We start from the raw sequence: 26,319 nt of genomic DNA, 5'->3' as shown, positions 1-26,319 counted from the left end.
CAGGACATCGAATCTGATTTGCGCAAACTTGGGAATCCAGATTCAGTCAAAAGGCGAAGCGCTCTAGGCCGCCGTCTTGCGCTGGAACTGGCCCGCGGCCCGGTAACGCCAGAGATAGCTGGGCAGGATGCTGCCGATCGACTGTGGCTGGATATCGAGACCGGCGAGCGTCCTGTTTTCCCTGGTGGCCGCTTCCGACACGATGTTGTGCTCGCGCAATTGCAGGACCTGATCCTTGGTCAGCAGTGGATTGGGCAAAAGCCCGAGAATCGATGCCTGCATGTTCGCCACCCACCAAGGCACCGACACCAGAAGTCGCTTGCGGTCGATCATGGCAAGCATTTCCTGCATGCATTGCTTGAAGGTGAGCACCTGCGGCCCGCCAAGCTCATAGATCCGGCCGCCCTGGACTTTGCCGTCGACCGAGCGCGCCACCGCTTCGGCGACATCGCCGACATAGACCGGCTGGAATTTGGTCTGCCCACCGCCGATCAGCGGCAGGACCGGCGAATAGCGCGCCATATTGGCGAACCGGTTGAAGAAACTGTCCTCCGGCCCGAAATTGATCGACGGCCGCAAGATGACGGCATCGCTGATCGTTTCCAGGACCGCTTTTTCGCCGAGCGCCTTGGTGCGCGCGTAGTCCGATTGCGCGTTCAGATCGGCGCCCAGAGCCGAGATATGGGTGAGGCCAGCGCCGACGGCGCGCGCCGCTTCGGCGACGGCGCGTGCGCCGAATTCGTGGACGGAGGTGAATTTCTGCCGGCCGCTCTCATGCAGGATGGCCACCAGATTGACGACATGATCGGCGTCTTGCACGGCGCGGTCGACCGACCAGCGCACGCGAACATTGGCCTGCACCGGCTGGATCTGGCCGACATTGCCGAGCGGCTGCAGATGGCCGGCGAGATCGGGCCGGCGGCAGGCGACCCTTATGCGGTAGCCGCGCCTGGCCAGCGCCCGCACGACGTGACGGCCGACAAAGCCGGAACCGCCGAACACGACGACGAGCTTTGGGGTCTGCAGGATTTCGGTCATTGCTGGCTCCGGCGCAGTTTCCAGATTTACTGGCGCTTGACTGAAGCCGTTTCTTAGTCCGTTTCGCGCCAAAGGCAAAGGGCGACGATAAGTCGCCGGAGACCTTGTTTCGACCGCGTCAGAACGCCCTGCCGATGCGTGCGTCGACCGATTGGCGGTTGCCGCCGCGAATGACGAAGAAGAACAGGATCGCCGCCCACAGCAGCGATTTTTCGGCGCCCGAAAAGCCCTCGCCCATAGTGACCCAATGGAACCAGACGGTGACCAGAAGCACGAACATTCCGGCGAAGGCGGCCGGTCGGGTCAAGAGACCTATGGCGATGAAAATGCCTCCGAAGAACTCGGTGCATGCCAAGAGCAGGGACCAAACTGCGCCCGGATAGAAGCCGAGGCCCTCGACCATCTCGGCGGCGCCAAACGGATCGGTGATCTTCTGCGAACCATGAATGGTGAGGAAGATGCCGGCTACGGCACGCAGGATGGTTTCAGAGGTGGTGTGCAGCGCCACATAAAGGCTGCCAAGGGCTGGGACGAAAAGGCTTCTTCTGGAGTTGTCGGTGCTTGCGGACATTGGGGCTCCTCTTTTGCTGCTTCGCGCAAACACCCGACCACCTCAGTCAAAGTCAAATGAACAAAAGTTGAAAAGGCGTGTTAACTGACCAGATGCGAGAGAACGCAGAAAACCCCGCCGAAGCGGGGTTTTCGGGGTGACTTCCAAGGTCGGAGTCAGGGTCCGACGAGGCGGCCTGACCTGAGACGGTATCAGGACGGCGTGAGACGCCCGCCCCAGCCCTGGACATTCGACCGGATGTCACCGCCCGGGCAAAACCCCACCCCGGACAGGCATTGGTCGCGGCACCGCGCAAAAAGGTTCAACGGCGGCGAAAAAATCGCAGACAAACTTTTTAGGACGAATACCGGGCGGCGAATTCGGAGATGCGCTGCACCACGGCTTTCGGAGCCGTTATGCCCCGTGCTGCCGCCTTCTCCGCCGCTTCGGCCCGGGCACGGCCGGGCACATGCACGCCGTAGCGGCGGCGCAACCGTTCGAGCTGGTCCTTCATGCGTTTCTCGAAATCCGGATCGAGCAGCTTAGGCTCGACGGCCAGCACGAAGAGGCCGGTTCCGGGACTGTCCGGTCCGCCGCTGAACCATGGCGCATCGAGCGACCAGTTGGCGCCCGACAGGCCAGCCGCCAGCACTTCGACCATCAGCGCGATGTTGGCGCCGCGCTGGCCGCCGAAGGCCAGCATCGCGCCTTTCATGGCGGCGGCGGGATCGGTGGTCGGGTTGCCGCTCGCGTCCAGTGCCCAGCCTTCTGGAATTTTTCTGCCGTCCTCGGCCGCCTTGCGGATGTTGACGAAGGCAGTGGCGCTCGACGACTGGTCGATGACCAGCGGCGTTTCGTCGGCCGCGGGCGCGGCGAAGGACATCGGGTTGGTGCAATAGACCGGCTTGACCGAGCCCGAGCCGGCAAGCACGGCCGGTCCGTTGGTCGCGGCAAAGGACACCAGCCCCTGCGCGGCCAGCCGCCCGGTGAAATAGCCGAGTGCGCCGCATGTATAGGCGTTCTTCTGCGAAAAGATGGCGACGCCGAACAGGCGCGCCGCCTTGGCGAGATCGTCGATGGTGCGGTCGAAGCCGGTATGCGCCAGACCGCCTCTCGCGTCAGAGAGATAGACCGCCAAGGCCGGCCTAGTGATGACCGGCTCGGCCTTGCCGTCGATGCGGCCGGCCTCCAGTGCTTCGAGATAGTCGATGAAATGCGACAACCCCACCGTCGACAGCCCTTCCGCCTCGGCCGCTACGATGGAGGCTGCAAGCGACTGCGCCGCTTCTTCATTGGCGCCGGCGCCGAGCGCCGCCATCCGGCACAGCCCTGTCGCCTGGTCGAGACTAAGTTGCATTTCGTAAGTCCTGAATTCGTGAAACTGTCTCGATCAGCCGAGCCGGTTCGGAATCCGCGCCTCGAGCCGGCGGAAGCCGAGGACCAGGATACCGGTGATGGCCATATAGACCAACGCCAGAAGCAGCAAGGGTTCGTAGGTGACGAACAGATCCTGGCGCACCCTCGAGGCTACGGCATAGATGTCGACCATGGTTATGGTCGCCACCAGCGGTGTTGCCTTCAGCTGGAGAACGGTTTCGCCGGCCAGCGTCGGCAGCGCCCGGTGGATCGCCTGCGGAAGCCATACTCGCCTGAACATTTTCCAACGGCTCATGCCGAAAGCTCGGGCCGCCTCGAGTTGACCTTTCGGTACGCCTGCGAAGGCGCCACGCATTACTTCGCCTTCGTAGCCAGCATAGGAAATCGTCAGCGAAAGAACTGCATAGGGCCATGCCTGCCTGAGAATGGGCCAGAGGAACGACTCGCGTATCCACGGAAATTGTGGAAACAGCGAACCGAGTCCGAAGTAGAGCAGCCAGAGCTGGAGCAGCAGCGGCGTACCACGAATAACCGTGCAGAACACCTTGGCCGGAACGCTCAGAATCGGCGGGCCGATCACCTGCGCGAGGCCGAGGGGGATAGCGAGCGCGATGCCCAGAGCCGACGTCACCACCAGCAGCCATATGGTCCGCCATATGCCCTGCAAAGCCAGCGGCAGATAGGCGGGCAGCCAATCCCAGCGCATGAGGAAAATCGACGCCAATATGATAACCAGCGCGATCAGGATCAGCGCTATCCGATGTGGCCGCATCCAGAGCGAAGCTCGGGCGGCGGCGTTAATGACCGGGGTTTCGGCAGCCGCCATCAGTGAGTTCCCGCGATCGAAGGCATGCCGCGTCGCGCCCAGCGCTCAACACGCCCGATGACGACGTTGGAGACGAGGGTCAGAACGAGATAGAGCGCGCCCGCCGCCATGAAGAAGGTGAAATAAGCCTTCGTCGCGCCGGCTGCCGTCCGTGTGGTTTGCGTCAGTTCATTGACGCCGACGATCGCGAGAAGCGCGGTGTCCTTGGTGGCGATCAGCCACAGATTTGCCAGCCCTGGGATGGCGAAGGGCAGCATCGCAGGTAGCGTGATACGCCTGAGAAGCAGGCCGGGGGGCATTCCATACGCCCGCGCGGCTTCGATCTGGCCCTGCGGAATGCCGAGAATCGCGCCGCGCAAGACTTCGGTAGAGTAGGCGCCCTGCACGACCCCGAGCACGCCTATTCCGGCGACAACACCGTTGATATCGATTGCGGCATGGCCGAGCGCGGTGAGCAACTGGTTGATGAGGTCGGTACCAGCGAAATAAAGCAGCAGGATCAGCACCAGTTCGGGCACAGCGCGGACCACGGTGGTATAGACTTCCAGCAGGTCACGGACCACCGGCCCGCCATAGAGCTTGCCATAAGCGCCGCCGACGCCGATCACGAGACCGACTCCAAAGGAGCCGAAAGCAATTCCGACGGAGTTTGCCAACCCATGCAGAAGGCTGAGACCCCTGCCGTTCGGCGGCTGGAAGGAAAGCAATTCCAGCGAACTGGCTCCGAAGATGGTGGCGAGAACGTCGCTCAGCTTATGTCCCCTGGACTTCCGGGTTGAGGCGCCAATGATGTATCAAGCCGGACGTGCCATCGCGACGATGGCGGCTAGGCATGCCCGGCTTGATGCCGCTGCCGTCAGTTGGACTGCGACTCTTCGCCGTAGATGTCGAAGTCGAAGTACTTCTTGGTGATTTCGGCATACTTGCCATTGGCGCGGATGGCCTTGATTGCGGCATTGAGCTTGTCCTTGAGCCCGGTATCGCCTTGACGTACGCCGGCGCCGACGCCAGGCCCGAGCACTTCAAGGTCCGGTGCGACATAACCTTTGAGGTCGCAGCACGCTTTGCCTTGATCCGACTTCAAAAATGCGTCGAGCGCGATCGAATCGGCCTGAGTGGCATCGATCCGGCCGGCGGCGAGATCCTGATTTGCCTCGTCCTGCGTCTGGTATTCTTTGATCTCGGCAGCATCGGTGAAGTGCTTCTTGGCGTAAGCAGCGTGCACCGTGGACGCCTGAACGCCGATAATCTTGGCTTTCAGCCCCTCTGGCGTCGCATCGAATTTCTGATCCTTGGCGCCGATCACCGCAGTCGGCGTATTGTAGTATTTCTCCGAAAAATCGATTTCCTTCTTGCGTTCGTCGGTAATGGACATCGAATTCATAATCGCGTCGATCTTCTTGGTTTTAAGCGCCGGGATAAGGCCGTCCCACGGGATTGGCGTCAATACGCAATCCAGCTTGGCTTCGCTGCAGATGGCGTTGACGATGTCTACTTCCCAGCCACCCCAGTTGCCGGAAGCATCCTGCGAGTAAAACGGCGGATAGGCTTCAGGCGAAAAACCCACCTTGATCTGTTCGGCGCTTGCCGAAAATGCGCCCGACAACGCGATCAGCGTGGCCGCGAGCGCCGTTTTGAGAAAAGGTTTCATTTTTTCATTTCTCCCGTTTTTGGTTTGACGTTCCCGTCTGCTTTTCTCGCAAGTCATCCAACATTGCGCAGAAACTGCTTCAGCCTTTCGGATTTGGGCGCACCGAAGATCTGCTCCGGCGGCCCTTCTTCCTCGACCAACCCGTTGTAAAGGTAGACGACATGCGTCGCGACTTCGCGGGCGAACTTCATCTCGTGGGTCACCAGCACCATGGTGCGGCCCTCGCGCGCCAGATCGCCGATCACCTTCAGCACCTCGCCGATCAGTTCCGGGTCGAGCGCCGAGGTCGGCTCGTCGAACAGCATGACGCGCGGATTGATGGCCAGCGCCCGGGCGATGGCCGCGCGCTGCTGCTGGCCGCCCGACAGATAGGCCGGATAGACATCGCGCTTTTCGGCCAGCCCGACGCGGGCGAGCAGCTTTTCGGCCTCGGCGATGGCCACGTCGCGCTTGACGCCGAGAACATGCACCGGAACCTCGATTACGTTCTCGATCAGCGTCATGTGGCTCCACAAATTGAAATTCTGAAAGACCATGCCGAGCTTGGAGCGGATGCGCTCGATCTGCTTGCGGTCGGCGGGAACGGTGTGGCCGTGACTGTCGGCCTTCATCCGGATCTCCTCGCCATTGACGCGGATGATTCCGCTGGTCGGGTTCTCCAGGCAATTGATGCAGCGCAGCAGGGTCGACTTGCCCGAGCCGCTGCCGCCGATGATGGCGATGACTTCGCCGTCGCGCGCCGACAGCGAAACACCCTTCAGCACATGCAGTTCGCCGAATCTTTTATGCAGGTTCTCGACATGGATGGCTTCGGCGGCGTCGTTCTGCGCCGTGTACTTCAGGGCGGGGGCCGGGCCTTGCGCTATCACCTTTGGGGTGCCTCACGATGCGGCTGGACCCGTCGCTGCTGGAATTTTTTACCCATTACCATCACTGGACAGACTTCTCATTCTCAAGATGGACCGTTCCGCTTGCCTCCGTCAACCATGCTTTTTGGACCATTGATCGCGGCTCGCTGAGTGGCTATTGGCTGAATGGGATGTTTCAGGAGCACTTGGTGGGTAAAGCATACGGGTCGCAGTCCATGGCCGGGCCCCTGCAGCGCGTGCTGATGCGGTCCGCCGCAAGCGCCATGCCTCGCGCCAAAGCATCGGAATGGCACTATGGTCCTGGCTTCGATCCGCAAAAGGCCGCTGCCCAGCATCAGGCGCTGACGACGCTGGTTCTGGCATCCGGCGCCGAGATCGAATGGCTGACCGACGCCGATGACGGGCTTGCCGATTCCGTCTTCACACACGATCCTTCACTGATGACCGACCACGGCGCCATCATTCTTGCCATGGGCAAGGCGCTGCGCCTGGCTGAGCCCGGCCTGCACGAGGCGGCCTACAAGCGCATGGGCGTGCCTATCCTCGGCCGCATCGAGCATCCCGGCCAAGTCGAGGGCGGCGACTGCGTCTGGGTGGATTCTCGGACGCTGGCCGTCGGCCGCGGCGTGCGCACCAACCAGGATGGCATCCAGCAACTCGCCAACCTGCTAACACCCAAGGGTATACAGGTCTATGGTTACGACCTGCCGCTCTGGCATGGCGAGGAGGCCTGCCTGCACCTGATGTCGGTGATCAGTCCGCTCGCCGACGATCTGGCGCTGGTCTATGCACCGCTTTTGCCGGCTGCCTTCTACCAGATGCTGCGGGCGCGCGGCATTCGCCTGGTCGAGGGCGACGCCGAGGAGTTCTTCGCTTCCAACGGTCTCAGCCTCAATGTGCTGCCGACCGCACCGCGCGAGGTGATCGCCGTTGCCGGCTTCCCGAAGACGGCGGCGGCCATGGCTGCCGCCGGCTGCAGGGTTTCAACCTTCGAGGCGGACGCGCTGTGCATTGCCTGCGAGGGCGGACCGACTTGCCTCACACGTCCGGTGCTCAGACAATGACGACAGTCGGCGAAGCGCTCATCACTTTGCTCGAAGCCCATGACGTCGACACGGTCTTCGGCATTCCGGGTGTGCATACTGTCGAACTCTATCGCGGGCTGGCGCGCTCGAAAATCCGCCACGTCACCCCGCGTCATGAGCAGGGCGCCGGCTTCATGGCCGACGGTTATGCGCGCGCCAGCGGCAAGCCTGGCGTCGCCTTCGTCATCACCGGACCGGGACTAACCAACACCATAACCGCCATGGGCCAGGCCCGCGCCGATTCGGTTCCGATGCTGGTGATCTCAGGCGTCAATGCCACTCCGACGCTGGGCAAGGGCCTCGGCCATCTGCACGAACTCCCCGACCAGCGTGGCATGATGGAGAAGGTGGCGCTCTTCTCGCACCGTGTCACCGACGCCGACGAACTGCCGGGCGTGCTTGCCCGCGCTTTCGCCCTGTTTTCGTCATCGCGCCCCGGTCCGGTCCATATCGAGATCCCGACCGACATCATGGTCAAGCCGGCCGACGGCATCGCAGCTTTGCTGACCAATGTCGCGCCGCCCGAACCGGATGCGGCGGCGATAGCAGAGGCGGCAAGGCTTTGCGCGGCTGCCCGCCGCCCGCTGATCCTCGCCGGCGGCGGCGCCAAGAGAGCCGACGCGCCGCTGAAGCGTCTCGCCGAAAGGATGGGAGCGCCGGTTGTCCAGACGGCCAATGCCCGCGGCCTGCTGCATCGCCATCCGCTTGGCGTGCCGGCGAGCCCGAGTCTGAAGGCGGTGCGTGCGCTGATGGCCGAGGCCGATCTGGTCATTGCCGCCGGCACCGAATTCGGCCCGACCGACTATGATGGGTATAGCGACGGCGGCTTTGTCCTGCCGACCAATCTGATCCGCATCGACATCGGCGCCGACCAGCTTGCCCGCCGGCCGGCCCGGATTTCGATCCAGGCCGATTGCGGCGTAGCACTCGAGGCGCTGCTTGCCGAAATCGGCAAGGGCCAGCCGCCATCGGACGACGGTCCGGCTCGCGCCGCTGCAACGAGGCAAGCGGCCTTCGCCGAAATCAGCCCGAGCCTCCAGGCGCAAACACGAGCCGTCGAGGCGATCCGCGATGCGTTGCCGGGCTCGATTATCGTCGGCGATTCGACCCAGCCGGTCTATGCCGCCAACCTCTATTACGATCACGATCGACCGGGCGGCTGGTTCAACGCCGCCACCGGCTTCGGCGCGCTCGGCTATGGTCCGCCGGCGGCAATCGGTGCGGCCCTTGCCGTGCCTGATGCGCCGGTCATTTGTCTCACCGGCGACGGTGGTTTCCAGTTCACGCTGCCGGAACTGGGCGCCGCGCTCGACGCCTCGGCGCCGGTGATCTTCGTCGTCTGGAACAATCGCGGCTATCGCGAAATCGAAACCTCAATGCTCGATGTCGGCGTCGAGCCGGTCGGCGTCTCGCCGGCGCCGCCTGATTTCTGCAAGCTGGCCGAGGCCTATGGCATTGCCGCCGAGCGGCTTGCCGGCATCGGTCGTCTGGCGGACGCACTCCAGCGCGCGCGGGCGACCGGACTGCCGTATGTCATCGAGATCCCTGTCGATTGAGTGCTGTGGCAGCGTCTGCTTGGGGATGCGATCCTCGTCGGATGGCCGCCGGCTTGAGGTGCGTAAACGACACTGTGTCATCGAGATTTCGGTTGAGTGATCTCGCGAAAGGCGCGACCTTCGGCGGCGGCGCGGCATATGAGTGACTGGAGCGGTCGAAGATGACGGATACACTGGACGGCAGGCATGTTGTGGTGACCGGCGGCACAGGAGCGCTCGGTGGCGCGGTTGTCGGCAAACTGCTGGAGCAGGGTGCGGTCTGCCATGTGCCCAATGCCCATGCTGCCGCGCCCGCGCATTTTCCCTTCCCGGCACATGAGCGCGTCAGGCTGGCGCACAATGTCGATCTCGCCGATCCCGCTAAGGTCGATGCGTTCTATGCCAGCGTTACCGATTTGTGGGCATCCATCCATCTGGCCGGCGGTTTCACCGCTGCGCCGGTCGAGAAGATCGAGCCCGCATCCTTTGCCGAAATGATGGATACCAACGCCCGTACCACCTTCCTGTGCTGCCGCGCGGCGATCCGCTCGATGCTGGAATCTTCAGTGTCGGGGCGCATCGTCAATGTCACGGCGCGCGCCGGGATCGACCTTCGGCGCGGTTCCGGCATGGTCGCCTACGGCGCCAGCAAGGCGGCGGTCGCGGCAATGACGGTGGCGATGGCGGAAGAACTCAAGGGCAAGGGAATCCTGGTCAACGCGGTCGCGCCCTCGACGCTCGACACGCCGGCCACCAGGGCAGACATGCCGGCCGCCGATTTCAGCAAATGGGTCAGCCTCGAAGCGGCCGCTGAGGCCATTGCCTATCTCGCTTCGCCGGCCAATCTGGCGATGAGCGGCACGCTGGTGCCGCTTTACGGCAGGGCCTGACACAGCAGGTCGTCGACCAAAGAAAACCCCGCCGGATCGCTCCGGCGGGGTTTTTCGTCACAGCCGCACCGAAATGCGGCAGCAACCAATCTTTAGCTGCCCTGCTTCTTCAGCGCGGCACCCAGGATGTCGCCCAGCGAAGCGCCGGAATCGGTCGAGCCGTACTGGGCGACCGCTTCCTTCTCCTCGGCGATTTCCAGCGCCTTGATCGAGACCTGCAGCTTGCGGGTCTTCTTGTCGAAGGCGATGACGCGGGCGTCGACCTTCTGGCCGACCGTGAAGCGCTCTGGGCGCTGCTCGTCGCGGTCGCGGCTGAGGTCGGAGCGCTTGATGAAGGTCTCGATGCCGCTCTCGACGAGCCGCACTTCCAGACCGCCATCCTTGACGCCGGTGACTTCGCAGGTGACGACAGCGTTCTTGCGCAGTTCGCCTGAAGTCGCCGCCTCGCCGGCCGTGTCCTTGGCCAGCTGTTTGATGCCGAGCGAGATGCGCTCCTTGTCGATGTCGACGTCGAGCACCTGCGCCTTGACGATGTCGCCGCGATTGTACTCCTCGATCACCTGCTCGCCCGGACGGGTCCAGTCGAGGTCGGAAAGATGGACCATGCCGTCGACATCGCCTTCGAGGCCGATGAACAGGCCGAATTCGGTCTTGTTCTTGACCTCGCCCTCGACCTGGCTGCCGACCGGATGGCTGCTGGCGAAAGCCTGCCATGGGTTCTCGAGCGTCTGCTTGAGGCCGAGTGAAATGCGGCGCTTGGCCGGATCGACCTCGAGCACCACCACATCGACTTCCTGCGTCGTCGACAGGATCTTGCCGGGATGGACGTTCTTCTTCGTCCACGACATTTCCGAAACGTGGATGAGGCCCTCGATGCCCGGCTCCAGCTCGACGAATGCGCCGTAGTCGGTGATGTTGGTGACGGTGCCCTTGATCTTCTTGCCTATCGGGAATTTCGTTCCGATCTCGGACCACGGATCGCTCTCGAGCTGCTTCATGCCGAGCGAGATGCGGTGGGTTTCCTGGTTGATGCGGATGATCTGCACCTTGACCGTCTGGCCGATGTTGAGGATTTCGGTCGGATGGTTGACGCGGCGCCATGCCATGTCGGTGACATGCAGCAGGCCGTCGATGCCGCCGAGGTCGACGAACGCACCATAATCGGTGATGTTCTTGACGACGCCTTCGACCACCTGGCCTTCTTCGAGGTTCTGCACGATTTCCGAACGCTGTTCGGCGCGGCTTTCCTCGAGCACGGTACGGCGCGACACCACGATGTTGCCGCGGCGGCGATCCATCTTGAGGATCTCGAAAGGCTGCGGATTGTGCATCAGCGGCGAGACGTCGCGAATCGGGCGGATGTCGACCTGGCTGCGCGGCAGGAAGGCCACGGCGCCGTCGAGATCGACGGTGAAGCCGCCCTTGACCTGGTTGAAGATGACGCCTTCGACGCGCTCACCCTTGGTGAACTTCTCTTCGAGACGGACCCAGCTCTCTTCGCGGCGGGCCTTTTCACGGGAAAGCATCGCTTCGCCAAGCGCGTTCTCGATGCGCTCGACATAGACCTCGACCGTGTCCCCGACCTTGAGCGTCGAGTCCTTGCCCTTGACGCCGAATTCCTTCAGCGGCACGCGGCCTTCGACCTTGAGGCCGACGTCGATGATAGCCATGTCCTTTTCGATCGCGGTGATCGTGCCCTTGACGACTTGGCCTTCGCCGGAATGGCCGGCGGAAAATGATTCTTCGAGCAGGCTCGCGAAATCATCGCGAGTAGGGTTTGCAACTGACATAGTTTCTCCTGGAATGCCCCGCATCTCAAGCGGGACGGGCGCCGTGGGTTAGCGTTGCGTTGGCCTGCCGGCGTTCCGGGCTTCAGAAAAACCCTTGGCCGCCTAAGCGGCAATTCCGGCGCATGAAAAATGCTGGCAGGCTGGTTCGTGCCCGATATGGATATCTTTTCGCCGCCGGCAATCGGCAGCGGAAGGAAAACCCAGCTCAGGCTTTGTTTCTCTTGGCCAGAACGTCGTCGATGATCGCCTTGGCCGCCAGGAACGCGGCTTCTATAGCCATTTCCGAGGTGTCGAGCAAGTGCGCGTCGGCGGCAGGCTTCAGCGGCGAGTCGGCGCGACCCATGTCGCGCTCGTCGCGGCGCAGGATATCGGCGAGGATTTCGTTGAAATCGGCGGTGCCGCCGATGCTCTCGATCTCGGCCAGCCGCCGCTCTGCCCGCACTTCGGCGCTGGCCGTCACATAGAGCTTGATGTCGGCGTCGGGACAGACGACGGTGCCGATGTCGCGGCCGTCGAGCACGGCGCCCGGCGGCGCCTTGGCGAATTCGCGCTGCTTTTCGACCAGTATGCGCCGCACTGAAGGGAACACCGCCACTTTCGAAGCCGCCTCGCCGACCGCATGCGCCGACAGCACCGACCGGTCGAGCTTGGCCATGTCGACCTGGCGGGCAGCGGTCTCGGCGGCTGAGACATTGTCAAGCGGCAGACCGAGCCGAAGCAGCGCATGGGCCACAGCGCGATAGGTGAGGCCGGTGTCGAGCAGGTTCAGCCGGTAGTGGTCGGCGACCCGGCGGGCAAGGGTGCCTTTGCCTGCGCCCGCGGGGCCGTCAATGGCGATGGTGAAGGTCAAAGGCGTAGCTTTCGGGCACGACAAAAAAGATGGGACAGCAGGCCAAAGATCGCCAATCCACAAGCGCTGACGATCGGGTTCATCTCCTGCGCACCAAGAGTTAGATGAGCCATGCCATCGACCAGGGTGACTGCACTGCTTCCAGCGAACAATATCGACATAATCAGGCAGGAATTACGCAAATACGGCGGAACCGATCTTGCTAACCCGGCAGCTATTAGGTCGATCGACACGTTTGGAAAAACAAGCTCATCGTGAGACAGCGGGGTGGTGGAGAGAATGGCTCCAGCCTGGGCTCGCAACCTGCGATGGATGTAATGGTTAAAAGCAATCCAGACAGCTGCAGCAAGGAGAACCCAGATGCTCGCCATCCGGCCTGCAAGCCAGAGCGCGATGAACATTAGCAGAGGAATAAGAGTCAACAACACAATCGCCCATTCGCGATTCTGGATCTCGATGAGGCTGTTGAGTTGATCGGCATTGACGACCCGGGTTTTGGAGGACCTGTCCAAGCAGAACAGAAAAGTTCCGTCTGCTTGCCTTTGCCAATGAGGGCCCTTGATTCCCGGCTTCTGAAAATCAGGACTAGCCATTTCTTTACCGCCTGCGCCGTTGCATACAAAGAAATCGAAAGTCAGTCACAAGATCACAGCCAGGACTGGCTTGGTTCTGAACGTGAAAATTCGCAGCGGTAGCGTACTGTCACTCAATCTCCGCGCCCAGCCCCTTCATCAGCCCCATGAACTCCGGAAAGCTGGTCGCGATCATCGCCTGGTCGTCGATGGTCACAGGCTTTTCCGTTGCCAGCCCCATGACCAGAAAGCTCATGGCGATGCGGTGGTCGAGATGGGTCTGGACGACGGTGTTGTGTCCATTGGGGTGCCGGCCGAGCCCCTTGCCGCCGGGTTTCCCGCGCACCGCCAACGAGGCCTCGCCCTCGGTACAGTCGACGCCGTTGAGCTTCAGTCCTTCGGCCACTGCCGACAGCCGGTCGGATTCTTTCACCCGCAGCTCTTCCAGTCCCTGCATCAGCGTCTCGCCCTCGGCGAAGCTAGCGGCGACAGCAAGCACTGGATATTCGTCGATCATCGTCGGCGCCCGTTCGGGCGGCACGGTGACCCCCTTCAGCTCGGAATAGCGCACCCGCAGATCGGCGACATCTTCGCCGCCTTCATTGCGCGGGTCGACAATGTCGATCCGGGCGCCCATTTCCTGCAGCGTCAAAAGCAACCCGGTCCGGGTCGGGTTCATCAGCACGTTTTCGATTGTAATGTCTGAGCCCGGCACGATCAGCGCCGCCACCAGCGGAAAGCCGGCCGAGGACGGGTCGCCCGGCACAGCGATCGTCTGGCCGGTGAGCTTGCCCTGGCCCTCGATGAAAATGTGGCGCACGCCGCGCTCGTCGGTCTCGACCGACAGATTGGCGCCGAATCCTTTCAGCATCTTTTCGGTGTGGTCGCGCGTCATTGCCGGCTCGATGACGGTGGTGACGCCGGGCGTGTTCAGCCCGGCGAGCAGCACCGCCGACTTCACCTGCGCCGAGGCCATCGGCACGCGGTAGGTGATGGGTGCGGCGTGCTTGGGCCCGTGCAGCGTGATCGGCATGCGGTCGCCGGGCGTCGCCTTCAGCACCTGCACGCCCATCTGGCGCAGCGGCTCAAGCACGCGGCCCATCGGCCGGCCGGACAGCGAAGTGTCGCCGATGAAGGTCGTTTCCATGTCGTAGGTGCCGATCAGGCCCATGGTGAGGCGCGAGCCGGTACCGGCATTGCCGAAATCGAGCGGACCTTCCGGCTGTAGCAGCGCGCCGTTGCCGGTGCCGCGGATCACCCACTCAGTGCCGAGCTTTTCTATATGCGCGCCCATTGCCTTCATCGCGGCGCCCGTGCGCATCACGTCCTCGCCTTCCAGCAGGCCGGTGATGCGGGTCTCGCCGGAGGCGAGGCCGCCGAACATGAACGAGCGGTGCGAGATCGACTTGTCGCCGGGCACCCGCGCCGCGCCTGAAAGCGCTGACGATTTGCGGGCGGTGGCCGGTTTCGGGGCGGCAGTATGCGACATGGCTTTTCCCTGCGTGAAAATGCCGGTGGCCGGCCTTTTTCTTTTGGTTTGGGCGGTCTCGTATCACGGCGGACGGAAATGGTCATCCCCTTGCAAGAGGTCGCTCAACGCGGCGATTTATGACGCTGGCTTTAGGCTTTGACAGCGCCGCAAACTGTGGTTATGGGGACCAAACTTTCATCGACGAGGCTTGCAGTGGCAAAACCCGAACTTGGCACCAAACGCATCGACCCCGAGACGGGTCAAAAATTCTACGACCTGAATAAGGATCCGATCGTCTCGCCCTATACCGGCAAGAGCTACCCGCGTTCCTATTTCGAGGAAGGCAAGATCGCCGCCCTCGAGGAGGAAGAGGAAGTTGCCGAGAAGGAAGTGGACTCCGAGGAGGAAGAGGGCGTCGAGGTCGTCTCGCTCGAAGAGGCGGACGAGGATGCGAAAGCCGACGATCTTCCCGATCTCGGCGATGACGAGGACGATGTGGACCTCGGTGACGAGGATGACGATACTTTCCTCGCCGACGAAGAGGAAGAAGACGACGATGTCGCCGACATGATCGGCGTCGGCGACGACGACGACGAAGTCTGATCGGGCCTCTGGCGCAAGCGCCTGCCGACTTTCGCGGCGTCTTAATAAAAAGCGGCTCTTGAAGGCTTGATATTGACGGAAGGCGGGGTTAGAAGCCGCTGCACTAACGGCGCGGTCTCAACCCGCGCCGGATCTCTTCGCCGGCAACGGCGCCGGTAGACTGCCGGAGTGGGGCCATAGCTCAGTTGGGAGAGCGCTTGAATGGCATTCAAGAGGTCGTCGGTTCGATTCCGATTGGCTCCACCAGTTTTCTCTCAATAAAAACAGAGTCGTAACAAAGCGGCCTCGGCCGCTTCCATCGCCTGGTGCGGCCTTGGGCACCCCCGGGGCACCCCGCGAGCAATTTCGGCCTCAGTAGTTTATTGCTGCCGGCCTCGCCTTATGGGTGGGTCAAGGTTGGCAATTGCAGATGGATTTTTAATCGATGGTTTCAGAATGGCCATGCTGGTTCAGTTACCTTTTCATCGGCTTCGTGTTGGTTGTTTTTTGTGTCTTTCTGTTAGGTACGTGGCAACAAAATAAACTGGCACGTGGAGCTGAACATTGGCCTGTCGTCAATGCTGTGGTGGTTGAAAGGTTATTTCTTTCTGCTGATCCAACTACATACCGGTATAAGGTAAGATACGAATTTAAAGGCCTTGAGTACATCAGCGTAGCTGAAAACTTCTTCGACAATAACAACACAGATAGATACGTCGGAGACACTATTATTATAAAGGTGGATCCTAGCGACCCCTGAATCGTGCGTTATATACTCGTAAGTTCATTTCAAAAAACAGGTGAGAGAAAATGGAAAGTGATTACTTCGTTAATTCCAGAGTTACTATCGGACGTTTTCCAGAGAACAAGTTTGTCAGTGTTCTGCATGGCGTCTAGCTGGCGCAGTCGCTTGGCTGCATCTAGCGCCAGTCCGCCTTGACGATCCGGCGAGTATAGGCGCGCTCGACCTCTATTACCGCCTCCTCCTTGGTCGCGACTGTCCCCCGCGCGCCGCCTTATGGCATGTCCAGAACCAGGTGCCTGATTCCGAACCGTGCATTCTTTTCATGATGCGGCCGACGCTGTCCTGCTGGAACTGTGCGGCAAAGTCATAAGGCGGTGACTGCCCGCCAATTACCGTCCTGCCCCATTGCAACCAGACGCGGGCACCAAGGTCGACAAGGAATTGAAACGCTCCCTCCTTGTTCTGGAAGGTGCTCAGGATTGCGCTGCCGTCCACGACTTGCCAGCCGCGTTGATAGGCGAACCGTACCTTTAGTCGTTCGCTCATCCTCGGAACCGCTCGACGAACCACTCGGCTTGGACCCAAGCGGCGGCCTAACAAACCGGCGACGGGCGGCGGGCTGAATAGTTCGCCGCCTCGCCATTTACGGCTGGGTAGCGCGTACTAGAGCCATTTCGTGGCTCCGATAACCAGCACCACGGCAATCGCTACCGGAAATCCCCATCTCCCAATCTGGGCACGAAGCTGCGGACTAAACCGAAGTGCCAAGAGCACACCCAAGCCGGCGCCGAGAGGCGTGAGCACTTTGTCGATGAATTCAGGCAAATCCATTTTGTACCCCCCGATAACCCAGACCTGAGCCTAGCGGACAAAAGGTTTCAGGCAAGCGGGTTTGTCAAATATATAATCGCCATGCCGAAGGTCGGTCCTGGGTCAGTTTGAAATCACTGAATATGATTCGCTGTGCGGCCGACAACGTCGTATGGTGAAGCGTCGTCCGCACCAAACCGAGGCAACCGGACGCTTGAAAGAGCAGATCACGCTTTCGCCCCGACAAGGGAGGGGAGTGTCATGACTTTCTCAAAATTCAGCAGCATATTCACGTCGGACGACCTGGACCTTCTCCAGAAAGTATTCGACCAGCTGTGCCAAGAGCGTCGTCTGGCCCTTAAAGACCGGGACCAGAGGGAACGGCTCGCCTGCGAAGTTATTGAAGCTTTCGAGAACGGCTTCACCGACGAAACAGAGTTGTGGCAGGCTCTTTCGAAGCGCCGCACCGCCAGTGCTTGAATCCTATCTGTGATGGTCTAAACACCGGCGAAACCGCATATTTCCAGACGGGTCGGCTGCAGCAAGGATGAGCGGATGGGGTTTCGCCAAGCCGCGGCAGCCATCGCACTGGTTCTGTTTTGAACACCGTGCTGACGGCGAGCGCTTTCTGTGAAATAGCCAACATCAGGCCCGAATGAAATGAAAGCATTGCTGGCAATGGTGTCGACTCTGTCCATGTTCTTTTCGGGTGCAGCGCTCGTTGTTGGCGGTCTCTTCGGATGCGTTGTGACAAATGAACTGTTTATGACGTCACACGCCGAGACGGTCTTTCACTGGATGGTGTGGGCCGCGCCGATTTTTGTTGTCTCTGTCATTGTCAACGGGATTACAAATAGGCGCTCGTCCAAATGACGAGTGTCAGTCCTCTTCCCGAAAATCCTGTAGCGATGCATGCCGAAGGTCTTCCTCGCCACGCAGGTGTTTGACGCGGCCGATCAGCCCCGGCTTGACCCATTGCGTCGCCGGCCGCTTCATGCCCTTTGGCGGTGGCCCGGCGCGTTCCCTAACGCGCTTCCACAGCCGGTCCTTCAGCGAAGACGTTCATTACGCAGCGCGCCAAGTTTGTCCCTGTTTTGGTATGCCAGATGCCCAGCATCGCCAATGCGAGATTAGCCATGATTGTTTTCCCTGTGTCGCTGCAGGAGAATCTTTCTTATCTGGAAAAAGTTCGTCGCTATCAGAGGGCTAAACAAAGTCGCTGGGCGATAAGCGCGCTCGCTGATCTGCACAAGTTCCCTGGAACCTCGCGGGCACGGACCCGTTTTGCTCCATAACCGACGGGAAGGAGCAAACCATGACAAACAAAGACCCCGACATTCGTGAGACCCACGACCTTATCGCCAGCGACATGGTCGTCGGCACCAACGTCTACGACATCCAGGGAAATCACATCGGACAAGTCGAAAGGCTGATCCTTGAGAAGAGAGGCGGCAGGGTATCCTATGCCGTTCTCAGTTTCGGTGGATTTCTTGGAATTGGCGACGACTACTATCCGCTGCCGTGGCAGAAGCTCGATTATGACGAGAGCCTTGGAGGCTTCCGTATCGACATCACGAAGGAGCAAGTCGAAGGCGCTCCGCGCTATGCTCGCGACCAGGATTTCGACTGGGATGCCGAGAGTGGCCGCCGCGTTTACGACTACTATGGAATCCGGCCGTACTGGATATAGGCCACGCTGTAGCAGGCCGATGGACTAGCGGACCGGCTGATCAGCTCGACTCCATGGGATCGAGCCGGCGCACGATTATATGGCCGAGGCCGTACGGGTACTCGTTGAGACCAAATTGCTTCATTGCCAACCAAACGACACGGGTAGACGTACCACCATCCGGCCATAGCTGGTCCGTCCGGCGGATTGATTTCAGGCAGTTGAGAGTGAGGCTCTCGTCAATTTACATCCTCGCTCATAGGGCAGCTCCATAGAGCCGAACGCAGAGCGAGGCCGAATGTTTCTTTAAAGCAACCCGAATTACGGGAACCTTCTGGCCAATTTCGCGGTTTGGCTTGGCCAACAGGCGATCGAAGCGCGGTCGGCGGCTTCGTCAAGCGCGAGGTCATATAGATGAGCCCGCGTCATCCAATCGATGGACGAAGCCCATTAAGGCCGGTGCTATTTTGATGCATGTCACGACCTTGCCTATCCTCGAGCCACCTTGCTATCGCTATGCTCGCGATCAGCGTCAGCTATGCCGAAGCTGCGGACCGCAAGGTCGAAACCGCGAACCTCGGGACGTACGCCAATTCCAAGAACCTGCCGGTTTGCACCGCGTCAAGCTCACTCTACGAAGTCCTCGGAGACAAGTGTTTTCTCGTCAAAGGTTCGATGATCTATGGCGACATTGCCGAGCTTTCCAAGTTAAGCATTTGGGCTGGTAGCGGAGGGTAGCGGAGCGACGGGGGGCAGTTTTCTAAAGCCGGGGCTGATAAGGCCCAAGGCTGGCACCTTGACGAGCCATGACCGAAAGCCCGTTGGGATGGTCGCTGAGAGCTGATGGCGGACCTAACGGAACGGGCGTTCAGTCTTTAAATTCCCTTATCCGCCTGATTTGCCTCGTTTCGCACCCGAAACAAACTTAACTGGAAAGCGGTTAATCCGGTGCTGGTTCGGCGGCAATCCGCATCTGGCGCGCTCTGAATTATTTCGAAAACGGCCAGACGGCGAACCCTCAAAAGGTTCAAAAGGGTAGGTTCGGTCAGTACGTTGTGCAGTTGACTGTATTGCCGAACCGGTTGCAGGTGGTGGTCTTAGGCTGGCTTGCGGCCATGTTCGCAAAAGCGGCGTTCGACCGGGCCGTCGCCCTGCCGCGTGACGACAAGGATTCGTTCTGGATGCATTGCGCCATGGCCGGCGTGTCTGGGCTGAAGCCGTAGGATACGCAGCGGGTGCGGAAATAGGATGCCTGTTCTGCTTGTGGTGTGGTCGCAAACCATGCCGGCGAGCCAGGCATTCCAAGGCCGGATCCAGAGCACCCGGCAACTGTGCACAAGGCCATCAAGGTCCATATTTTCGCCACGGCTAATCCCCCAAACCAAAAACATAGTCCTCGATCTGTGCCGCGCTGCCACTGGTCACGAGCGGGGCCAGTTTGGAGGCAACCCATGGAACAACCCGCCAGAGCGAACCGGCGGGCTTCGCATCCATACGGCAATATTAGCTGAGCCGCCCTTCCCTGATTTCGGCGACGCGGGTTATATCGGCAACGTCGCGGGCTTGATCGGGCGTCACCTTGCCGACCTTGGCTATGGTCACGCGCTTGACGGCGCGCTGCGTCCCGAGCCGGCGCGATATCGCACGATGTAGGACATTGCCCCGGTGGACCGAACGCGGATGCCGAAGCCGATCAACTCACTATCGAAAACATAGAAGTCGGTCCCGTTGGCCTTGATGGCGTCAACGGTCCGTTTGGTGATTTTGACAGCGCTTTCGCCGTGGGCCATTTCCGCAACCTGATTTTTGCGCTTGGGCACCCCCAGGGCACCCCCAAAAAGGAAACAGCGCGGTACAGTCGGAAACACCGTAGCTGATTTGCGTTGAAAAACATGGAAACAGGGTGCAACGAACGGAAACAGAACGAAACTCAGGCCTTATGAATGGCATTCAAGAGGTCGTCGGTTCGATTCCGATTGGCTCCACCATTTTTCTCTTGGGAAAATTAGTCGTTGTAGGCCTGCCTATCACTCGCAGGCCGACAACTCGGGCGGGTCCCCGGAAGAATTTCGCTGTATTTCGGCTAGCCTGAAGCTGAAAACCCCGGCAATCACCGGGGTTTTCAGCAGACTAACTGCTAATAATACCAGGCCCAAACCCAAACACGCCTGCGAAAGCACCGTCTGCGCGGACGGCCATTTCGCCAGACACGACGACAGATCCTTCTCCAAGCGCGCCGCCGGCGCCGCCGCCTGCGGTGCCACCGCCGATGGCGGACCGGCTCCGCTTGAGTATCTTCGTCCTCGAAGGCTTCCGTGTCCGGCGCGTCGAGTTCATCAAGGATGCCGCTTCGGGCGCCCGGTACGCCGGCTACCGCGTTGATAGGCCGAACTGCGCTCGCAAGGGCTGCTGCCCCAGCAATGCCAAACATTCCTGTCAAAAATGATCGCCGATCCATGGAAACCTCCAATCTTCTAGCCAGCGAGACAAGGTTCGCAAACTGAAAGATAGCGCAGGCGATAGAAAAGCAAAGTAGACCCTACGAATGGTATTTAAAGAAGCTTAACGGGTCAGCTCCGCGAACATAGGGCAGTCCCCGAAGCGATAACTGCGTCAATTCTCAACATGCCGCATTGCACAATCGCGCGGCGTGCGCAAAATGCGGCATGATCCGGAAATCCCTCACCGTCCTGGTGATCGACGAAAACCACATCCGCGCCTCCATCATTGAGGCGGGATTGCGGGAGGCCGGGCATGAGCAGGTCACGGTCGTTCACGACGTTGCCGGAATAGCGCGGCGCATCGCCGAGATCGAACCGGACGTAATCGTCATCGACCTCGAAAATCCCAATCGCGACATGCTTGAAAACATGTTCCAGCTGTCGCGCGTCGTGAAGCGGCCGATCGCCATGTTTGTCGATCGGTCGGATCAGGCTTCGATCGAAGCTGCGGTGGCAGCGGGGGTCTCCGCCTATGTCGTCGACGGGCTGCGCCAGGAGCGCGTCAAGCCGATCCTCGATATGGCGATCAGCCGCTTCAACGCGTTCTCGCGGATGGCGCGCGAACTGGAAGAAGCCCGCAGTGAATTGGAGGACCGCAAGGTCATCGACCGCGCCAAGGGCATCCTTATGAGGTCGCGCGGCCTGTCGGAGGACGCGGCCTACACGCTTCTGCGCAAGACCGCCATGAACCAGAACCGCAAGATCAGCGAAATCGCGCAGAGCCTAGTGACGGCGGCAGGCCTTCTGGATCCCGGAGAGAGTTGAGCATGGCGGCCGAACACCAGATCAATGCCGGTTTCATACCGCTCTTCGACAGCGCGGTTCTTGTCGCAGCGCGCGAGATCGGCTTTGCCGCGCGCGAAGGCGTCGACCTGACGCTCAGTCGCGAGACATCCTGGGCCAACATCCGCGACCGCATCGCGATCGGGCATTTCGATCTGGCGCATATGCTGGGGCCGATGCCGATCGCCTGCAATCTGGGGCTCACGCCACTCGCCTCCGATACGATCGTGCCGTTCTCGCTGGGACTGGGCGGCAATTGCGTCACGGTTTCGAACGTGGTCTGGGCGGGCATGGCCGCGCACGGCGCCTTGCCCGACCTCGATCCGGCGCGAGCCGGCAAGGCCTTGGGAGCGCTGATCCGTGAACGGGCAAATGCCGGTCGCGACGCGCTGCGCTTTGCGGTCGTGCATCCGCACTCCGGACACAATTTCGAACTGCGCTACTGGCTCGCGGCCTGCGGCATCGATCCGTCGCGCGAAATAGAAATCGTCATCGTGCCGCCGCCCTTCATGGCCGACGCACTCGCCGCCGGCAGGATCGACGGCTACTGCGCCGGCGAACCCTGGAACAGCGTCTCGGTTGTCGCCGGCACCGGCCATATCGCCACGGTCAAGGCCGCTATCTGGAAGACCAGCCCCGAAAAAGTCGTCGGCGTGCGCAAGGCCTGGGCCGAAAAACACCCCGAAGCCCTTTCAGCCCTGCTGCGCGCGCTCCATCACGCTGCGCGCTGGTGCCAGGATCCGGCAAACCGCGGCGAACTGGCCGCGCTGATGGCGCAGCCTTCCTTCCTCGGCGTTTCGCCGGCGTTGCAGATGCCGATCCTGACTGGACATCTTGCGCTGGGCGGCGGCGCGGAACTGACCGTCGAGGACTTCTTTCTGCCTTTCGGCAAGGCGGCGAATTTCCCCTGGAAGAGCCATGCGCTGTGGTTCTACACGCAGATGGTCCGTTGGGGGCAGATCAAGCACAGCGCTGCCCCCATGGCGCTCGCGCGCGACACCTACCGGCCCGACCTCTATCGCGCCGCGTTGAAGCCGCTCGGCGTCGCCCTGCCGGGAGCCAACGCCAAGGTCGAGGGTGCCCTGACCGCTGCCACCCCGGTGGGCTCGGCCGGCGCCAGCCTCGTCCTCGGGCCGGATGGTTTCTTCGACGGCCGCATCTTCGATCCCGACAGGATCGACGACTATCTCGCTATCCGCGACTGGGCGATGCCGACGAGTTGAGCATTCCTTGCGCACTATCGTGCACTGCACAATATTTGTGCTACTGCACAATGAACGTGACTGCCGTTTAGCATCGACAATCCGGTGCTCCAGCCTTCGCGCCCACGCGCTCGATTGTTTTTATTGCTTAATCCGCCGCTTCTTCCAGCTGGCACGGTTCCTGCATAGTAAACCATAGGCCTTCAGGCCACGGAACACGGCGTCCAATGGCGGGCGCCACAGGCAAAGCTGCCGCTCAGGTCACACGCGATCCGGATCAACGGACGCAGCGGCCTGGCCGGCGGCTTTTATTGTTTGGTCGAAGACGCAATCGACGGCGCAGATCCCAAGCCGCGCCCAACCGGAGATGACGATGACGAAACGCATCAAAACCCAATCCGCCCTCAAGGGTGTAACGCGCCGCGATTTCCTGATGATGAGCGCGGCCACCGCGGCAACGCTGGCGGCGGCACGCGCGCTGCTGCCGTCCGGCGCCTATGCGGCGACGGCAGCGCCGGAAGTCACCGGCGCCAAGCTAGGCTTCATCGCGCTGACCGATGCAGCGCCGCTGATGATCGCCAAGGAGAAGGGCCTGTTCGAAAAATTCGGCATGCCCGATGTCGAGGTGCTCAAGCAGGCCTCCTGGGGCGCGACACGCGACAATCTGATGCTCGGCGGCGAAGCCAACGGCATCGACGGCGCCCATATCCTGACGCCGATGCCTTACCTGATGCATACCGGCAAGGTGACGCAGAACAACCAGCCGATGCCGATGGCGATCGTGGCGCGGCTCAACTACGACTGCCAGGCGATTTCCGTCGCGCAGGAATATGCCGGCACCGGCGTCGGCCTCGATGCCTCCAAGCTGAAGGACGCCTTCGCGGCCAAGAAGGCCGAGGGCAAAGAGGTGAAGGCCGCCATGACCTTCCCGGGCGGCACTCATGATCTCTGGTTGCGCTACTGGCTGGCTGCCGGCGGCATCGATCCCGACAAGGATGTCTCGACCATCGTCGTGCCGCCGCCGCAAATGGTCGCCAACATGAAGGTTGGCAATATGGACGTGTTCTGCGTCGGCGAGCCTTGGAACGAGCAACTCGTCCATCAGGGTGTCGGCTTCACCGCCACCACGACAGGCGAACTCTGGAAAGGCCATCCGGAAAAGGCGCTCGGCCTGCGCGCCGCCTTCATTGACAAGAACCCGAACGCCACCAAGGCGATCCTGATGGCCGTCATGGAAGCCCAGCAATGGTGCGAAGCCATGGAAAACAAGGACGAGATGGCGGCCATCATCGGCAAGCGGCAATGGATGAACGTGCCGACCGCCGACATCATCGGTCGCCTCAAGGGCGACATCAACTACGGCAATGACCGCGTCGCCACCGGCACCGACCTCTACATGAAGTTCTGGAGGGGCGGCGTGTCCTATCCATTCAAGAGCCACGACAGCTGGTTCCTCGCCGAAAACATCCGCTGGGGCAAATTCGCAGCGACCACTGACATCAGGGCGCTGGTCGATCAAGTCAACCGCGAGGATCTGTGGCGCGAGGCGGCCAAGGACCTCGGCGTCGCTGCGGCCGACATCCCGGCGTCTTCATCGCGCGGCGTCGAGACCTTCTTCGACGGCAAGATCTTCGATCCGGCCAATCCGTCCGCCTATCTCGACAGCCTGAAGATCAAGGCATCGGCCTGACGTCGCCGGCAAGCGGCGCCAGTGGCGCCGCCTGTCACTCCAATGCTCAAGGAGCTTTTTGCGAAAATGTCTATCCAAGCCATCGAGGACGCGAAGGTGAAGGCGTTCCCTACGCCTGCCAAGCCCGCAGAGGTCATAGCTTTCACCGCCAAGGTGAGGCGCCGCTTCGATCCCGCCGCGATCGCCGGCAAGCTGGCAAGCACGCTGGTGCCGCCGGCAGTCGTCATCGTCGTCATGCTCGTCATCTGGCAGATCGCCTGCTCCTCGCCCAACGCCAGCTTGCCGCCACCCAGCCAGGTATGGAACGAGGCCTACGATCTGATCGCCCATCCGTTCTTCGATTATGGTCCGCAGGATATCGGACTGGCCTGGCGGGTGCTGATCTCGCTGCAGCGCGTCGCCATCGGCTTCGGCCTGGCTGCAATCGTCGGCGTTGCGCTCGGCGCGCTGGTCGGCCAGTCGATCTGGGCGATGCGCGGCCTCGACCCTGTGTTCCAGATCCTGCGCACCGTGCCGCCGCTCGCCTGGCTGCCGCTGTCGCTGGCCGCCTTCCGCGATTCCAGCCCATCGGCGATCTTCGTCATCTTCATCACCTCGATCTGGCCGGTGATCATCAACACCGCCGTCGGCGTCCGCAACATTCCAGAGGATTATCGCAACGTCTCCCGCATCCTCAGGCTCAACCAGCTCGAGTTCTTCGTGAAGATCATGGTGCCGGCCGCGGCGCCTTACATCTTCACCGGCCTGCGCATCGGCATCGGTTTGTCCTGGCTTGCCATCGTCGCCGCCGAAATGCTGACAGGCGGCGTCGGAATCGGCTTCTTCATCTGGGATGCCTGGAACTCGTCGCGGCTGCCCGACATCATCGTTGCGCTCGCCTATATCGGCATCACCGGCTTTTGCCTCGATCGCCTTGTCGCGGCGGTCGGCGCCTTCGTCACCCGCGGCACAACGGCAAAGTGAGGAGAGGGCAATGACGGCCTATCTGAAACTCGACCATATCGACAAATCCTTCACCCGCGGCGGCCAGGTCAGCGAGGTGCTGAATGACATCCGGCTGACCATCGACAAGGGCGAATTCGTCTCGATTATCGGCCATTCCGGCTGCGGCAAGTCGACCTTGCTCAACCTGATCGCCGGGCTGACCAGAGTCTCAGCCGGCGCCGTGCTGCTCGAGGACAAGGAGGTCGACAGCCCCGGACCCGAGCGCGCCGTGGTGTTCCAGAACCACAGCCTTTTGCCGTGGCTCACCGTCTACGAGAACATCAACCTGGCGGTGTCTAAGATCTTCGGCCGCACCAGGAGCCGGGCCGAACGGCACGACTGGATCATGCGCAATCTCGACCTCGTGCAGATGGCGCATGCCAGGGACAAGCGGCCCGCCGAGATATCGGGCGGCATGAAGCAGCGCGTCGGCATCGCCCGCGCGCTGGCCATGGAGCCGAAGATCCTGCTGCTCGACGAGCCCTTCGGTGCGCTCGACGCTCTGACGCGCGCCCATCTGCAGGATGCGGTGATGGATATCCATTCGAGGCTTGGCTCGACGACGATCATGATAACGCACGATGTCGACGAGGCGGTGCTGTTGTCCGATCGCATCGTCATGATGACCAACGGTCCAGCGGCGACCATCGGCGAGGTGCTTGCCGTGCCGCTGGCCCGGCCGCGCCGCCGCATCGAGCTTTCCTCCGACCGGACCTTCCTGCGCTGCCGCGAGGCGGTGCTGAAGTTCCTCTACGAACGCCACCGGTTCGTCGAAGCCGCGGAGTAAGGTCATGACCGAAAAACGCATCATCATCTACAATTGGCAATCTGCATCGGCAATGGGCAATC

The 26,319-nt window shown here is 61.4% G+C and carries 25 protein-coding genes and 1 tRNA gene; 13 read left to right on the top strand and 13 right to left on the bottom strand.

Annotation, left to right across the window (positions count from 1 at the left end; all coding sequences use genetic code 11):
• Nucleotides 1-63: 63 nt before the first annotated feature.
• From ACWUKX_RS24890 to ACWUKX_RS24860, 7 genes are all read right to left on the bottom strand, one after another.
• A complete protein-coding gene (locus tag ACWUKX_RS24890) occupies nucleotides 64-1,038 on the bottom strand; it encodes a complex I NDUFA9 subunit family protein (protein ID WP_456009494.1) in 975 nt (324 codons plus the stop codon).
• Between the two features lie 118 nt (nucleotides 1,039-1,156).
• Nucleotides 1,157-1,609 carry a DoxX family protein gene (locus ACWUKX_RS24885; protein ID WP_456009493.1) on the bottom strand — a complete coding sequence of 151 codons (453 nt, stop codon included), beginning with the start codon at nucleotides 1,607-1,609 and terminating at the stop codon, nucleotides 1,157-1,159.
• A 334-nt stretch (nucleotides 1,610-1,943) separates the two neighbouring features.
• A complete protein-coding gene (locus ACWUKX_RS24880) occupies nucleotides 1,944-2,945 on the bottom strand; it encodes an Ldh family oxidoreductase (RefSeq protein WP_029347626.1) in 1,002 nt (333 codons plus the stop codon).
• Nucleotides 2,946-2,978: 33 nt separating this feature from the next.
• Entirely contained in the window at nucleotides 2,979-3,791 is an 813-nt protein-coding gene (locus ACWUKX_RS24875; protein ID WP_456009492.1) for an ABC transporter permease, read from the bottom strand.
• On the bottom strand, nucleotides 3,791-4,456 hold the full coding sequence (locus tag ACWUKX_RS24870) for an ABC transporter permease (RefSeq protein WP_029347629.1): 666 nt from the start codon (nucleotides 4,454-4,456) through the stop codon (nucleotides 3,791-3,793). Before ACWUKX_RS24870 ends, ACWUKX_RS24875 begins: the two co-directional genes overlap by 1 nt.
• A 191-nt stretch (nucleotides 4,457-4,647) precedes the next feature.
• Nucleotides 4,648-5,442 carry a transporter substrate-binding domain-containing protein gene (locus tag ACWUKX_RS24865; RefSeq protein ID WP_029347631.1) on the bottom strand — a complete coding sequence of 265 codons (795 nt, stop codon included), beginning with the start codon at nucleotides 5,440-5,442 and terminating at the stop codon, nucleotides 4,648-4,650.
• A 53-nt stretch (nucleotides 5,443-5,495) separates the two neighbouring features.
• Nucleotides 5,496-6,308 carry an ABC transporter ATP-binding protein gene (locus ACWUKX_RS24860; protein ID WP_456009499.1) on the bottom strand — a complete coding sequence of 271 codons (813 nt, stop codon included), beginning with the start codon at nucleotides 6,306-6,308 and terminating at the stop codon, nucleotides 5,496-5,498.
• Between the two features lie 218 nt (nucleotides 6,309-6,526).
• Here ACWUKX_RS24860 and ACWUKX_RS24855 point away from each other — a divergent pair, with 218 nt between their 5' ends.
• From ACWUKX_RS24855 to ACWUKX_RS24845, 3 genes are all read left to right on the top strand, one after another.
• Nucleotides 6,527-7,375 carry a dimethylarginine dimethylaminohydrolase family protein gene (locus tag ACWUKX_RS24855; RefSeq protein WP_065006161.1) on the top strand — a complete coding sequence of 283 codons (849 nt, stop codon included), beginning with the start codon at nucleotides 6,527-6,529 and terminating at the stop codon, nucleotides 7,373-7,375.
• Nucleotides 7,372-8,952: a 5-guanidino-2-oxopentanoate decarboxylase gene (locus ACWUKX_RS24850; RefSeq protein ID WP_456009491.1), complete on the top strand. Its 1,581-nt coding sequence runs from the start codon at nucleotides 7,372-7,374 to the stop codon at nucleotides 8,950-8,952. Before ACWUKX_RS24855 ends, ACWUKX_RS24850 begins: the two co-directional genes overlap by 4 nt.
• Before the next feature lie 161 nt (nucleotides 8,953-9,113).
• Complete coding sequence (locus tag ACWUKX_RS24845) at nucleotides 9,114-9,821, top strand: SDR family NAD(P)-dependent oxidoreductase (protein ID WP_456009490.1); 708 nt, start codon at nucleotides 9,114-9,116, stop codon at nucleotides 9,819-9,821.
• 92 nt (nucleotides 9,822-9,913) lie between these two features.
• Here ACWUKX_RS24845 and rpsA read toward each other — a convergent pair whose 3' ends face one another.
• From rpsA to aroA, 4 genes are all read right to left on the bottom strand, one after another.
• Nucleotides 9,914-11,611: a 30S ribosomal protein S1 gene (rpsA, locus tag ACWUKX_RS24840; RefSeq protein ID WP_029347639.1), complete on the bottom strand. Its 1,698-nt coding sequence runs from the start codon at nucleotides 11,609-11,611 to the stop codon at nucleotides 9,914-9,916.
• Nucleotides 11,612-11,816: 205 nt separating this feature from the next.
• Nucleotides 11,817-12,461, bottom strand: a complete 645-nt coding sequence (cmk, locus tag ACWUKX_RS24835; RefSeq protein WP_456009489.1) for a (d)CMP kinase — start codon at nucleotides 12,459-12,461, stop codon at nucleotides 11,817-11,819.
• Nucleotides 12,458-13,054 (bottom strand): hypothetical protein, encoded by a 597-nt coding sequence (locus ACWUKX_RS24830; protein WP_456009488.1) that lies wholly within the window; start codon nucleotides 13,052-13,054, stop codon nucleotides 12,458-12,460. Before ACWUKX_RS24830 ends, cmk begins: the two co-directional genes overlap by 4 nt.
• A gap of 109 nt (nucleotides 13,055-13,163) precedes the next feature.
• Nucleotides 13,164-14,522, bottom strand: a complete 1,359-nt coding sequence (gene aroA, locus ACWUKX_RS24825) for a 3-phosphoshikimate 1-carboxyvinyltransferase (RefSeq protein ID WP_456009487.1) — start codon at nucleotides 14,520-14,522, stop codon at nucleotides 13,164-13,166.
• 195 nt (nucleotides 14,523-14,717) lie between these two features.
• On the opposite strand from aroA, the gene ACWUKX_RS24820 reads away from it, so the two are divergent.
• The 3 genes from ACWUKX_RS24820 (at nucleotide 14,718) to ACWUKX_RS24810 (ending at nucleotide 17,121) form a co-directional block, all read left to right on the top strand.
• Entirely contained in the window at nucleotides 14,718-15,107 is a 390-nt protein-coding gene (locus ACWUKX_RS24820; protein WP_095517696.1) for a TIGR02300 family protein, read from the top strand.
• Between the two features lie 170 nt (nucleotides 15,108-15,277).
• Nucleotides 15,278-15,353, top strand: a tRNA-Ala gene (locus ACWUKX_RS24815).
• 1,549 nt (nucleotides 15,354-16,902) lie between these two features.
• On the top strand, nucleotides 16,903-17,121 hold the full coding sequence (locus tag ACWUKX_RS24810; protein ID WP_456009486.1) for an RNA-binding protein: 219 nt from the start codon (nucleotides 16,903-16,905) through the stop codon (nucleotides 17,119-17,121).
• Between the two features lie 17 nt (nucleotides 17,122-17,138).
• Here ACWUKX_RS24810 and ACWUKX_RS24805 read toward each other — a convergent pair whose 3' ends face one another.
• Complete coding sequence (locus tag ACWUKX_RS24805; RefSeq protein ID WP_292074763.1) at nucleotides 17,139-17,339, bottom strand: hypothetical protein; 201 nt, start codon at nucleotides 17,337-17,339, stop codon at nucleotides 17,139-17,141.
• A gap of 617 nt (nucleotides 17,340-17,956) precedes the next feature.
• On the opposite strand from ACWUKX_RS24805, the gene ACWUKX_RS24800 reads away from it, so the two are divergent.
• A complete protein-coding gene (locus ACWUKX_RS24800; protein ID WP_287106893.1) occupies nucleotides 17,957-18,331 on the top strand; it encodes a PRC-barrel domain-containing protein in 375 nt (124 codons plus the stop codon).
• A 495-nt stretch (nucleotides 18,332-18,826) separates the two neighbouring features.
• Nucleotides 18,827-19,048 carry a hypothetical protein gene (locus ACWUKX_RS24795; protein WP_456009485.1) on the top strand — a complete coding sequence of 74 codons (222 nt, stop codon included), beginning with the start codon at nucleotides 18,827-18,829 and terminating at the stop codon, nucleotides 19,046-19,048.
• An 860-nt stretch (nucleotides 19,049-19,908) separates the two neighbouring features.
• Here the strand turns inward: ACWUKX_RS24795 and ACWUKX_RS24790 are convergent.
• Nucleotides 19,909-20,130: an Arm DNA-binding domain-containing protein gene (locus tag ACWUKX_RS24790; protein WP_456009484.1), complete on the bottom strand. Its 222-nt coding sequence runs from the start codon at nucleotides 20,128-20,130 to the stop codon at nucleotides 19,909-19,911.
• Nucleotides 20,131-20,976: 846 nt separating this feature from the next.
• Here ACWUKX_RS24790 and ACWUKX_RS24785 point away from each other — a divergent pair.
• From ACWUKX_RS24785 to ACWUKX_RS24765, 5 genes are all read left to right on the top strand, one after another.
• Entirely contained in the window at nucleotides 20,977-21,576 is a 600-nt protein-coding gene (locus ACWUKX_RS24785; RefSeq protein WP_127210752.1) for an ANTAR domain-containing response regulator, read from the top strand.
• 2 nt (nucleotides 21,577-21,578) lie between these two features.
• A complete protein-coding gene (locus tag ACWUKX_RS24780) occupies nucleotides 21,579-22,817 on the top strand; it encodes a CmpA/NrtA family ABC transporter substrate-binding protein (protein WP_456009483.1) in 1,239 nt (412 codons plus the stop codon).
• A gap of 352 nt (nucleotides 22,818-23,169) precedes the next feature.
• Nucleotides 23,170-24,486, top strand: coding sequence for a CmpA/NrtA family ABC transporter substrate-binding protein (locus ACWUKX_RS24775; protein ID WP_456009482.1), 1,317 nt, complete (start codon nucleotides 23,170-23,172; stop codon nucleotides 24,484-24,486).
• Nucleotides 24,487-24,552: 66 nt separating this feature from the next.
• Complete coding sequence (ntrB, locus tag ACWUKX_RS24770) at nucleotides 24,553-25,449, top strand: nitrate ABC transporter permease (protein ID WP_065006158.1); 897 nt, start codon at nucleotides 24,553-24,555, stop codon at nucleotides 25,447-25,449.
• Between the two features lie 10 nt (nucleotides 25,450-25,459).
• Nucleotides 25,460-26,257: an ABC transporter ATP-binding protein gene (locus tag ACWUKX_RS24765; RefSeq protein WP_456009481.1), complete on the top strand. Its 798-nt coding sequence runs from the start codon at nucleotides 25,460-25,462 to the stop codon at nucleotides 26,255-26,257.
• Nucleotides 26,258-26,319: the final 62 nt, after the last annotated feature.

It is taken from the genome of Mesorhizobium sp. f-mel, assembly GCF_053850215.1.
The sequence above is the reverse complement of the archived record's forward strand: the minus strand, read 5'-3'. Positions and strand labels throughout refer to the sequence as shown.